The following is a 12,266-nucleotide window of genomic DNA, read 5'->3' as shown; positions in this document are numbered from 1 at the left end:
GGCGTTTTGAGGGGCTGTGCCTGGGAGGAGGCAATGGGCAACAAAAAACCCCTCGTGCCCATGGGCATGCGAGGGGTGGCGCGTCGGCCTGGGAGATTCCGGGTCCGCGGGGACTCCGGATCAGCCGACGCGCCCGCCAAGTACGAGAATTCGGGTGCGCATGGCATCGACCTTCCTCCGCCACCCGGCGGAGTGTCAAGCCGGGGGGAATGACGTCTCATCATGCGGACCCATGCCGAGATGGCCTCCCTGGACCGGAGGATGCGGACGTACTGGCTGGTCAGAGCCGGGGCGGGAGTGCGGCGCGCGATGATGGCGCAGGTCGCCGCGGGCTTCACCCGCGAGGTGGACCAGCCGGGCCGGCTCGGTCGCGACCGGACGCGGCAGCGAGAAGCCGGGGCCGCGCAGCACCGCGTCCAGCCGCTGCTCCTCCAGCGGTCCGGAGAAGAACGCGCCCTGGCCGCGGCCGCAGCCCAGCTCGCGGAGCAGCGCCGCCTGGGCCGCGTGGTCCACCCCCTCGGCGACGGTGGTCAGACCCAGCTCACGGCCGAGCCGCAGCAGGCTGGTGGCGAGGGTGCGCAGAAAGGCGGACTCGACCAGGCCCTCGACCAGCCCGCGCTCCATCTTGATCAGCTCCACCGGGAGCCGGCGCAGCCCGCTGAGCGGCGCGGACGGGCCGCCGAGGCCGTCCAGGGCCAGGCTGATGCCGAGCCCGCGGAGAGCGGTGAGCCGACGGTCCAGATCCTCCAGCCGGTGCTCGTCCACCTGGTGGGCGCGGCCGTCGGCGGGGTCGCTGCCGGCGATCTCCAGGAGTAAGCCGGAGGGGGGCAGACCGGTCCGCCGGAGCAGCGCCTCGATCGACTCGCACAGCCCCGGCGCGGCCAGCCGGCGGGCCGAGAGCCGCACCGCGACCGGCATCGCCTCCACCGCGGGGCCCAGCCGCTGCCGACGCTCGACCGCGAGCTGCACCGCCTGTTCGACCATCCAGCGGGAGAAGCGGGCGGCCCGGTCACCCCCCTCGGAGGCCCGGAGGAACTCGGCCGGGGTGAGCAGCAGGCCCTGCGCCGAGCGCCAGCGGGCCTGCGCGGAGAGGGCGGCGACGGCGCCGCTCTCCAGCTCCACCACCGGCTCGTGCAGCAGCGCGAACTGGCCCTCCCTGACCGCGATCCGGAGCCGCTGCTCCAGCTCGGTGCGGCGGCGCAGCTCGCTCCGCAGCTGCGGGTCGTAGACGGCGACCCGGCCCTTGCCGTTCTTCTTGGCCTGGTACATCGCCAGGTCGGCGTTGCGCAGCAGCTTGGCCGGGGTGATGCCGGGTTCGGCGAAGGCGATGCCGATGCTGGCGGCGACGGCCAGCTCCTCGCCGCCGATCCAGTACGGCGCGGTGAGCGCGGCCCGGAGCCGTTCGGCGACGGCCTGGGCCTGCTCCTGGTCCAGGCCGCCGAGCAGCACGGCGAACTCGTCGCCGCCGAGCCGGGCGACGGTGTCGCCGGTGCGGACGGTGTCCTGGAGCCGGCGCGCGGCCTGGATCAGCAGCTCGTCGCCGACCTGGTGGCCGGCCGTGTCGTTGACGGCCTTGAAGCCGTCCAGGTCCAGGAAGAGCACGGCGACGCCGGTGGGTTCCTCGGGGGCGCCCGTCACCCCGGGGCCGCCCGTCACCCGGGGGGCGGCCAGCGCGGCCCGGCCGCGGTCCAGGAAGAGGGCGCGGTTGGGCAGGTCGGTGAGGGTGTCGTGGAAGGCGTTGTGCTCCAGCTGGGCCTGCAGCCTGACCCGCTCGGAGACGTCCCGGCAGTTGAAGATCAGGCCGTCCCGGTAGCGGTTGACGGTGGACTCGACGTCCAGCCACTCCCCCGCGCCGGAGCGGATCCGGCACTCGATCCTGGCGGTGGGCTCGTCGGAGGGCTCTGCGCGAGGTAGCGCTGGACCTCCCACAGGACGTGCCCCAGATCCTCCGGATGGACCAGCTCCGGCAGCCGGGTGCCGATCAGCTCCTCGGCCGGGCGGCCGTAGACGCCGTGCGCGGCGGGGCTGACATAGCGGAGCACGCCGTCCGGGTCGGCGATCATGATCACGTCGCTGGAGCCCTGCACCAGCGAGCGGAAGTGGTTCTCCTGGCGCGACAGCCGCTGGGCCAGCGCCAGGTTGTCCAGCAGCATGATGCCCTGGCGCAGGATCAGCGCGAACACCACGGTGCAGGCGATGATCAGCACGAAGCGGTCCAACTGGCCCTGACCCAGGGCGTTGTAGAGCAGCCCGACGGTGCAGACGGCGGCGGCCACGTAGGGGGTGAGCGCGCTGAAGGTCGAGGCGACCCGGGGCGACCGGGCCACCGCGGCCATCCCGTGCCCGCCGCCGTGCCCGCCCCCGTGGCCGCTGCCGAGACCGCTGGGACGGGCCCAGGGCGCCCAGGCCAGCAGCATGCTGCCGGTGAACCAGCCGGCGTCGAGCAACTGGCCCGAGTGGTAGGCGTCCTTGAGGGCCTGGCTGGTGAACAGGGCGTCGCAGAGCACGGTGAGCGCCAGCGCCACTATGGCGGTGTGCACGGCGGCGCGGTTGCCGTCCCGGCTGCGGAAGCGCAGCCCCAGCACCATGCTGACCAACAGGATGTCCAGCACCGGGTAGGCCAGCGCCATGGACAGCCGGAGCGGACTGCCCTGGTCGCCGCGGGCGGTCCTGGCCAGCGCCAGACTCCAGCTGAGGGTCAGCAGCGAGCCCGCGATCAGCCAGCCGTCCAGGGCCAGGCAGAGCCACCCGGCGGCGTTGCGGGGGCGGTTGGCGAGCAGCAGCAGGCCGAGGATGGCCGGCGGCGCGAACATCAGGAAGGCGTAGTCGGCGAACGAGGGGGTGGGGATCGGGATCCGCAGCACCACCTCGTACCAGCCCCAGGTGCCGTTGCCCAGGGCCACCATCATCGAGGAGACACCGAAGCAGAGCCAGGCCGGACGGTGCCGCCCGCCCGCCGTGCAGCCGTGCACCAGGCAGGAGAGGGAGGCGGTCAGGGCCGCCGCGGCGAGGCCGAAGTCACCCATGAAGTCGGCCAGGTTCTGCGAACCCCAGCCGGTGGCGGCGCCCACCAGGTAGCCCAGGCAGACCAGCAGGATGAGCAGCCGCGGCAGCCGCGGGGCCCTGGTGAGCGGGACCTCGTCCTCGGTGCCTTCCTCGGCGAAGTCGGAGGCCTCGACGGCCTCGACGGCGTAGGGCGGTGCGCCGAGGTGTCCGGCCTCGCCGAGGCGCTGGGTGAAGCTCATGCGGAATTCGTCGAACGTGGAACCGGTCGGGCTGGACCTCTGCACGGAATGCTCCTCGGCCCAGGGCGGGCCGGGCAGCACGGTCTCGGTACTCGTCACCGGCAACTCCCCTCCGGTCCCGGATGCGGGCGGAACGGCGGTGCGGATCGCTCCGTACCGGCTCTCCCGGTCGGGACCCTACACCACTCTCGTCACTCTGCGACATCCACACTCAACTCAGAGTAATGGAGCAGGGGCTGGGAGTTGGAGGGGAATGGGTCGGAAAGGCGGCCCTGAGCGCGGCGAATCGGCCGAATGGCCGGGCGTACGCCCGGGGCGTGAAGGCGGTGCCACACGCCCCGCCTCACCTCCTCGCCCGGAGGCTCAGCCTCGCCGCCCGGAGGGTCAACCTCACGGCCCGAAGGTTCAGCCGACGGTGTTGGCGAGCGGCTTCCCGGCGTGCGCGAGCAGCAGTTGCGAGCGGAGCAGCCGCAGCGCCCGCGGCAGGAAGGCCGAACTGGGGCCGCCGACATGCGGGGTGATCAGGGTCCGCGGGGCCCGCCACAGCGGGTGGTCGGCGGGCAGCGGTTCCGGATCGGTGACGTCCAGGCGGCGCTGAGCCGGCCCGACGCCAGCTCGGCCAGCAGCGCCACGGTGTCCACGACCGGCCCCCGGGAGACATTCACCAGCAGCGCGTCCGGCTTCATCCGGGCCAGGAAGTCCGCGTCGACCAGCTGCCGGGTCTCCGGGGTGAGCGGGGTGAGCAGCACCACCACATCGGCGCCGGGCAGCAGTCCCGGCAGCTCGTCGATGCCGCTGACCGGCCCGCGGGCGCTTTCCCGCGCCGTGCGGGCGACCCGCAGCACCTGGCACTCGAACGGGGCGAGCCGGGCCTCCAGCGCCGCGCCGATCGCGCCGTAGCCCACGACCAGCACGGTGCGGTCGGCCAGGGCCGGGTGGAAGGACTGGTCCCACACTCCCCCGGCCTGGTTCCGGACGAAGTCGGGGATCCCGCGCAGCGAGGCGAGGATCAGCGCCATCGCCAGTTCGGCGGTGCTGGCGTCGTGCAGCCCGCGGGCGTTGCAGACGGTCACCCCCGGCGGGAGCAGCGGCAGCACGTCGTCCGTCCCGGCGGTGAGGGTCTGCACGGTGCGCAGCGCGGGGAGCCGCGGCAGCAGGGCGAGCGCGGCCGGGTGCCGCATATAGGGGAGGCAGAAGAACTCGACGCGGTCCAGCTCCCGCTGCGGCGGGGGCGCGGCCGCGCCGTCCCACACCAGCAGGTCCAGATCGGCGGGGAGGCCGCCGATCTGCTCGGACGGGTAGGGCAGCAGATAGCGCGGCGTCATGGCCCCGACGCTATCCGACCGGGGCGGCGCCACTCGGCTCGGGACGGCGCCGGCCGATCAGGGCGCTACCCGACCAGGTGCAGCCGGTGGGCCAGGGCGGCGGCCTCGCCGCGGCCGGTGACCTCAAGCTTGGCGAGGATGTTGGAGACATGGACGCTGGCCGTCTTGGGTGAGATGTAGAGCTCGTCGGCGATCTGACGGTTCGTCCGGCCCAGCGCGACCAGGTTCAGCACCGCCTGTTCGCGCGGGGTCAGGTTGAAGAGCACCGGCTCGGGGTCGTGCGCCGGAGCCGCCGCCCCCGGAGCGCTGCGCAGCCGGGCCCGGTCGGCCAGTCGGGCGGCCTCCTGCTGGAGCCGCCGGTCCCCGTGCGCCAGGGCCTGGGCCTCGGCGCGGTGCAGCAGCTCGGCGGCGGCGGCCCGGTCGCCCTGGACCACCCGGCCCTCGGCGGCGCGGAACAGCGCCAGGCCCAGCGGGTGGGGCAGTCCGGCCGGTTCCAGGGCCTCGGCCGCGCGCAGATAGCCGTCCGGTTCCGATTTCCCCTCGGCGCGGGCGAGTTCGGCCCGGACCAGCAGCGACCAGCCCTGGGACCAGGCCCGGGTGTCGCCCATGCCGTCCAGGGCCGCGCGGACCAGGGCCAGCGCCCGGTCGCGGTCGGCGTCCATCGCGGGCAGCCCGCGGGAATCCGCCTCGGCGGCGACGCCGTGCAGCAGGATCGGCCAGACGTAGCGTTCATTGGCCTTGGGGAAGCCCTGGTCCAGGATCCGTACCAGCTCGGTCCTGGCGTCGCCGAAGCGGCCGGTGGCCGCTGCCAGCCGGATCAGCAGGGCCGACAGCGGCAGCCAGTTCTGCGTCTTGGACAGGTTGATCGTCTCCACCGCCTGGGCCAGGTGCTCGGCAGCGGCCGGCAGGTCGTCCCTGAGCAGGGCGAGGTCGCCCCTGAGCCGGTGCAGAAAGCTGCGGTCGCCGCTGGAGCCGAGGTCGCGGGGGGCGCCGTCGAGCAGTTCGGCCGCCTCCTGCTGCTGCCCGAGGGACAGCAGCGACTCGACCAGGTTGCCGCGCAGGGTCGGCCCGGCGGCGCCGAGCAGACCGCTGCTGCGGACCATCTCGCAGCCGGTCCTGGCCGCCTCGGCGGCCTCGGCGGAGCGGCCGAGGCCCTCGTAGACGTCCGAGAGGTTGACGTAGGCGCGCGACATCAGATCGGGTTCCTGCAGCTCCAGGGCGCGGCGGCGGACCTGGTCCAGCTCGGCCAGGCCCTCGTCGTGGCGGCCGAGGATCACCAGCAGGGTGCCCAGGGTGCAGCGGGCGTGCAGTCCGACCGTCTCCGCGCCGACCTGCTGGGCGATCAGTATCGCGCGCTCGGCCAGGGCGATGTCCTCCGGCTCGGGCCAGTCGACCATGTCGCAGGCCGCGAGCCGGGCGAACACCTCGGCCTGCACCGGGCTCGGCGGCCGGTGCTCCACCAGGCTGCGGGCGTGGGCCAGCTCGGGCCGGCCGCCGTCCAGGGCCATCTTGCTGCTGACCCGGGAGCGCATCGCCCAGAACCAGGCGGCCCGGGACGGGTCGACCGCCTCGTCGATCAGCCGCAGCGCCTGCTTGCACAGGCTCAGGCAGCGCTCCCGCTCGCCGCAGAGCCGGGCGGCGACGGCGGCCTCGGCGAACACGTCGACCAGCCGCAGCCGCTCGCAGCACTCGCCGTCCGGGTCCTCGTCGCAGCTGCAGGCCGGGTAGGACTCGGCGTAGTCGGCCGGGCGCAGCTCGGCCAGGACGTCCTTGGGCACCCGGTCCCACAGCTCCAGCGCGCGTTCCAGCATCTGCAACTGCTCGGCGAAGGCGTTGCGGCGGCGGGCCTCGCGGCTCGCCTCCAGGGCGACCGGCAGCGCCCGGGCCGGCTCTCCGGCGCTGTACCAGTAGTTGGCGAGCCGGGTGACCCGCTCCTCGGCGGGGACCAGCTCGGGCTGCTCGGTGAGCACGGTGGCGTAGCGGTGCTTGATCCGGCTGCCCTCGCCGGGCAGCAGGTCGTCGGCGACGGCCTCGCGGACCAGGGCGTGCCGGAAGCAGTAGCCGTCACCGGCCGGGGTGGGGCGCAGGATATTGGCGTCGACGGCGGTGCGCAGGGCGGCGAACAGCTCGTCCTCGCTCTGTCCGAGCACCGCCCTGAGCAGGCTGTACTCCACCGCGGAACCGCCCTGGGCGAGCGCCCGCAGCACCGGCTGGACCGGCTCGGGCAGCGCCTCGACCCGGACCATCAGCAGGTCGCGCAGTGAGTCGGTGAGGCCGCTGGAGCAGCCCTCCTGGTAGCTGGCGGCCAGTTCCTCGACGAAGAAGGGGATGCCCTCGGAGCGCTGGAAGATCCGGTCGAGCAGCCGGACGTCGGGAGCGGCGTCGAGGATCCCGGCCAGCTGGTCGCCGACCTCGTTGCGGCCGAGCCGCGGCAGTTCCAGCCGCTGGACGATGCGCAGCCGCTCCAGCTCGGCCAGGAACGGCCGGAGCGGGTGCCGGCGGTGCAGGTCGTCGCTGCGGTAGGTGCCGACGATGACAAAGCGCGAGTTGCGCAGCGAGCGCAGCAGATAGACCAGCAGCTCCCGGGTGGAGCGGTCGGACCAGTGCAGATCCTCCAGGGCGAGCACGATGGTCCGGTCGGCGGCCAATCGTTCGAACAACTGGGCGGTGTGTTCGAACAGTCGGGCCCGGCCGAACTCGTCATGGGCCTCCGGCGAAGCCTGCCCCAGCTCGGGCAGCAGCTGCGACAGCCGTCCCTCGTTCCCCGCCGCCGCCTGCTCCACCTCGCTGCCGAGCGCACGGTGCAGCGCCCGCAGCGCGGTGACCAGCGGTGCGTAGGGGAGGCCGTCCGCGCCGATCTCGATGCAGCCGCCGACGGCGACCACGGCACCGGCCCTGGTGGCGGCGCAGACGAACTCCTCCAGCAGCCGGGTCTTGCCGACTCCGGCGTCCCCGGCGATCAGCAGCGCCTGCGGCTGCCCCTCACCCGCGCGCAGCAACGCCGCCGTCAGCTCCGCCATCTCGGCGGAGCGTCCGACGAACACGGGACTTACCGATATGCGCTCCACAGGAGTGAGCATCGCACACGCCTCCGACAGGCCGACTCAAATAATCAGCAGGCGGTGGGGCGGGGCGAGCGGCCGAACAGGCGTACCCCCCGGTGGTGCGGGTGGCCCGCACCCCCCTTCCGTGCGCTGCGCCCGGACTCGGCCGCCTGGTTGACGAGGCGGTGCTGCTCGGCCGCGCGGACCAGCTCGGCGTGCTGGTACTTGGCGGCCTGGTACTGGAAGTAGTCGTTCGACACGGTGGGCTCCCCGGTTGGTTGTTGCTGTCTCTTTCCTGCTGAGATCAAGACTCCTCCGCAAGGGGGTACCGGGCATCGGGTGCCTGCCCGATCTTCCGGGCCGACCGGGCCTTAGACAGCGCTCAGGCCGTCCTACCCCGGGGGGCGGGACGGCCTGAGGACCCTGAGTGCCTAAGGCGGTGCCTACCTGAAGTCGGACAGATCGCCCACCTGGGACACCGCGTCGCCGACGCTCCGCTGGTAGAGGCTGAGGATCGGGGCCTTGACGTACGGGTTGCCGCGGCCAGCCGGCTGGGCCTTGACCGGGTGGTTGGTGGTGGCGGCCTCCGGCAGGAAGTCGGCGGCCTTGACGTCCAGCTCGTCGTACGTCCGGACGGCGCCGACCTTGGTGTGGCCGGGGTCGAGGTCGATCACCGCGTAGAGGCTCTGCCCCGCGTGGATCGAGGCGTACGGCGCGCCGCCGAGGCCGCCGGGCACCTTGGGGGTGACGAAGCGGGTCGGGTGGCTGGTCGGGCCGACGCTGGTACTGTCGGCGACCGCGACGGTCGGGTAGTAGCTCAGACCGCAGGCGGCGCTGCCGTGGTTGGTGGCGACGATGACCCGTCGGGTGTCGCCGATGCTGTGCTGGTACTGGACCTGGATGCTGACCTGGCCCGGGTCGCAGGGATGCTTCCAGGCGTACGCGTCGCTGTTGGCGTTGCCGCCGGTGCCCGTGGCCCTGGTCGTCGGCTTGGTACTGGTGGGCTCGGTGCTGGTGGGCTTGGTGCTGGTGGGCTCGGTGGTCGGCGCGGGCGCGGAGCTCCTGGAGCCGGCGGGCTGGGCGGCGGCGCCGGTCGGGGTGGCTGCTGCTCCGGTCGAGGCGGTTGCGCCGGGGGTGGCTGTGGTCGCACCGGAGGCGCAGGCGGTGGCCAGCAGGGCCGTCGCGGTGGCGAGCAGGGCGAGTGGGATGCTGCGACGCGCGTTCATGGTGTCCCCGAGGTGGTCAGGCGTGCTGGGCTACACCCATGGACACGAGCGAGCGATCAGCGCCGGTTTCGCCCGCGCCGTAACAGCGGCGTCACAGGGTCCGCCCAGCAGGAAACCCGCCCCCAAGCAGGAAGCCCGCCCCGGCCGAGGCCGGAACGGGCTTCCCGCACAACAACTCTGACGATGGGTCAGCTGAGCCGTTCCAGGATCAGTTCCTTGACCCTGGCCGCGTCCGCCTGGCCGCGGGTGGCCTTCATGACCGCGCCGACCAGCGCGCCCGCCGCGGCGAGCTTGCCGTCGCGGATCTTGTCGGCGATGCCGGGGTTGGCCGCGATGGCCTCGTCCACGGCCGTGCCCAGCGCCGAGTCGTCGGAGACGACGGCCAGGCCGCGCTTGGCGACCACCTCGTCCGGGTCGCCCTCGCCGTCCAGCACGCCCTCGATGACCTGGCGGGCCAGCTTGTCGTTGAGCGAGCCCGCGGCGACCAGCGCGCAGACCCGGGCGACCTGGGCCGGGGTGATCGGCTGGGAGCCGAGGTCGCTGCCCGACTCGTTGGCGCGGCGGGCGATCTCGCCCATCCACCACTTGCGGGCCTGGCCGGCAGGAGCGCCTGCGGCGATGGTGTCCAGGATCGGCTCGATCGCACCGGCGTTCAGCGCCGACTGCATCTCCTGGTCGGAGATGCCCCACTCGGCCTGCAGCCGGTCCCGCCGCACCCGCGGCATCTCCGGCAGCCCGGCCCGCAGCTCCTCGACCCAGTCCCGGGCCGGAGCCACCGGCACCAGGTCGGGCTCGGGGAAGTAGCGGTAGTCCTCGGCGTTGTCCTTGATCCGCCCGGCGGTGGTGCTGCCGTCCTCCTCGTGGAAGTGGCGGGTCTCCTGGACGATGGTGCCGCCGCTGTTGAGCACGGCGGCGTGCCGCCGGATCTCGAACCGGGCGGCCCGCTCGACGCTGCGCAGCGAGTTGACGTTCTTGGTCTCCGACCGGGTGCCGAACTGCTCACGCCCGTGCGGCCGCAGCGACAGGTTGACGTCGCAGCGCATCTGGCCCTTGTCCATCCGGGCCTCGGACACCTCCAGCGCCTTGATCACCTCGCGCAGCTCGGCGACGTACGCCTTGGCGACCTCGGGGGCGCGGCTGCCCGCGCCCTCGATCGGCTTGGTGACGATCTCGATCAGCGGGATGCCGGCCCGGTTGTAGTCCAGCAGCGAGTGTGAGGCGCCGTGGATCCGGCCGGTCGCGCCGCCGATGTGGGAGGACTTGCCGGTGTCCTCCTCCATGTGGGCGCGCTCGATCTGCACCCGGAAGACCTCGCCGTCCTCCAGCGTGACGTCCAGGTAGCCGTTGAAGGCGATCGGCTCGTCGTACTGCGAGGTCTGGAAGTTCTTCGGCATGTCCGGGTAGAAGTAGTTCTTCCGCGCGAAGCGGCACCACTCGGCGATCTCGCAGTTCAGCGCGAGCCCGATCTTGATCGCGGACTCCACGCCGATCGCGTTCACCACCGGCAGCGACCCGGGGAGCCCCAGGCAGGTCGGACACACCTGCGAGTTGGGCTCGGCGCCCAGCTCGGTGGAGCAGCCGCAGAACATCTTGGTGGCGGTACCCAGCTCGACATGGACCTCCAGGCCCATCACCGGGTCGTAGGAGGCCAGTGCCTCGTCGTAGGGCACCAGGTCAATGACGGTCACAGGAAGTGCAACTCCTTCAGGGCTCGGGTCAGCTCGTCGAGCCAGGCTCGGTAGGCGGGGATCAGTTGAAGTCGGTCGAGGCGGACGTCCCGGCCGAGACGTCCGAGGACGGTCATGGCGTCCGCCCCACGGAGTACGTCGCCGAGAACCCGCTTGGGGTCGGCAATCCGCTCCACGTCTTTGGGCTGCTTGGGGAGCAGCGCCGGGTCGGCCCCCTTGACGCTGCGGAACGCCTCCGGGTCACAGAGGGTCCAGGCCTCCGTCTCGCAGCGGGGCACCAGCCCGACCAGCCGACTGCGCGGGGCCGGCAGAGCACGCAGCGGGTCGCGTTTGCCCGCTTCCCGGTGGTCACGGTGGGCGAAGACCACGTCGTAGTCGACCAGGAGCCGTCCCGCCTCCGCCCGTACGGCTGCGCCCTCGGCAACGGTGCGGAGCCCGGCCGGGAGCAGCGGCCCGACCGAGAAGCCCGGGCCGCCCGAGACGGAGATCTCCAGCATTTGACGCAACAGCACCTCGGCGAGGAAGAGTTCGTCGCTGCGCCCCTCGGTCATCAGCGCGCAGGTGAGGTAGCGCTCGCTCACCAGTCGTCCTGTCTCACAGTGTCCAGGAACTGCTGGACCTCCACCGAGGTGACATAGCTGCCGCGCTCGCCGCCCGGCCGGACGGAACGGATGCGGGTCACCGGCGACATCACCGGCTCTCCGTCGACCGTCTCCCGCTTGAAGGCGGTGTCGACGAACATCACGTCGGCGCCGTCCTTCTCGGAGAGCGCCTGGGCGAGGGCCACCGGCGAGTGGGTGGTGGCGATGACTTGGAGACCGTAACTGCCGTCCTGACGGCGGGACGCTTCCACCCGTCGGTGGACGATGGCGATCAAGGCTTTCAGTCGGGACGGGTGCAGGCCCGTCTCGATCTCGTCAAGGACAATGGTGCGCGGAGAATTCGGGTCGTGAAGTGCGGCAAGAAGCGCGATGACCCGAAGAGTGCCATGAGAAGCAAGGACCGGCGGCAATGGGCCTGTCCCTCTGAAGACCAGGTCGTAGTCCCAATCACGGCGATGGTCACGCACCGCCACGATGCCGTCGAGTGCTGGAACGAGGGCGACTGCGTCAATAAGGAGCGCCGAGAGATCCCCCGATTCCTGAAGTCTCCCAAGCACCGCCGCCAGGTTTGCAGCATCTGCGGAAAGCGGAGCAAAGTCGAGCCCCGAGGACCGCTGCACTGCTTTGGTGGGATCCGCATCGAGGAAGAGCCAATTTCGCGACTGCCAAGCAAATGAACCGCTTTCAAGCACAGCGGCGCTGTCCAACAGGTCACAGTGCAACTCAGCGTGCTGTCCCAGATCCGTGAGACGACCAGTGAGCACGTTCGAACACTGTGCCTCCATCGGGACCAGCTGAGTACTGGACTGCGCGTGGCTCAATCCCGTGATCTGTTCCTTTACCTGGATCTTCAGGTCAAGGACGTTTCCTCCGCCTCCACGTCGACGGAAGAGCTGGTCTGCGGCTCCACGAGCGAATTCCAGCAGAGCGCGACCGTCATCACCGCGTACGGTCTGCGCGACCAACCGCAGCGCGTCGACGAAGTTGGACTTGCCGCTGGCGTTCGCCCCCACCAGGAGGAGGAACGGCGGCACGTCGAGTTCGAAGTCGGCGAACGACTTGAAGCCGTCGATCTCGATCCGGGTGATCACTGGGTCCCTCCTTTCCGGTGGGGCGAACGTGAGCGGAAGGCCTGC

6 protein-coding genes and 2 pseudogenes are annotated in these 12,266 nt (G+C 72.1%); all 8 read right to left on the bottom strand.

From position 1 onward, the window contains the following. Nucleotides 1–195: 195 nt before the first annotated feature. A pseudogene (locus tag ACXKR8_RS33390) lies at nucleotides 196–3,245 on the bottom strand (putative bifunctional diguanylate cyclase/phosphodiesterase). 405 nt (nucleotides 3,246–3,650) lie between these two features. Then, nucleotides 3,651–4,570, bottom strand: a pseudogene (locus ACXKR8_RS33385) (2-hydroxyacid dehydrogenase). A gap of 65 nt (nucleotides 4,571–4,635) precedes the next feature. Continuing rightward, nucleotides 4,636–7,614: a helix-turn-helix transcriptional regulator gene (locus ACXKR8_RS33380; RefSeq protein WP_458268300.1), complete on the bottom strand. Its 2,979-nt coding sequence runs from the start codon at nucleotides 7,612–7,614 to the stop codon at nucleotides 4,636–4,638. 68 nt (nucleotides 7,615–7,682) lie between these two features. Continuing rightward, nucleotides 7,683–7,874, bottom strand: coding sequence for a hypothetical protein (locus ACXKR8_RS33375; protein ID WP_458268299.1), 192 nt, complete (start codon nucleotides 7,872–7,874; stop codon nucleotides 7,683–7,685). 183 nt (nucleotides 7,875–8,057) lie between these two features. After that, nucleotides 8,058–8,840 (bottom strand): DUF4232 domain-containing protein, encoded by a 783-nt coding sequence (locus tag ACXKR8_RS33370; protein WP_458268298.1) that lies wholly within the window; start codon nucleotides 8,838–8,840, stop codon nucleotides 8,058–8,060. A gap of 188 nt (nucleotides 8,841–9,028) precedes the next feature. Next, nucleotides 9,029–10,528 carry an Asp-tRNA(Asn)/Glu-tRNA(Gln) amidotransferase subunit GatB gene (gene gatB / locus ACXKR8_RS33365; protein WP_458268297.1) on the bottom strand — a complete coding sequence of 500 codons (1,500 nt, stop codon included), beginning with the start codon at nucleotides 10,526–10,528 and terminating at the stop codon, nucleotides 9,029–9,031. Then, nucleotides 10,525–11,109 (bottom strand): hypothetical protein, encoded by a 585-nt coding sequence (locus ACXKR8_RS33360; RefSeq protein ID WP_458268296.1) that lies wholly within the window; start codon nucleotides 11,107–11,109, stop codon nucleotides 10,525–10,527. Before ACXKR8_RS33360 ends, gatB begins: the two co-directional genes overlap by 4 nt. Further along, entirely contained in the window at nucleotides 11,106–12,221 is a 1,116-nt protein-coding gene (locus tag ACXKR8_RS33355) for an AAA family ATPase (RefSeq protein ID WP_458268295.1), read from the bottom strand. Before ACXKR8_RS33355 ends, ACXKR8_RS33360 begins: the two co-directional genes overlap by 4 nt. Nucleotides 12,222–12,266: the final 45 nt, after the last annotated feature.

Source organism: Streptacidiphilus sp. PAMC 29251 (genome assembly GCF_054208735.2).
Note: the sequence above shows the minus strand (reverse complement) of the source record. Positions and strands in the feature narration are given on the sequence as shown.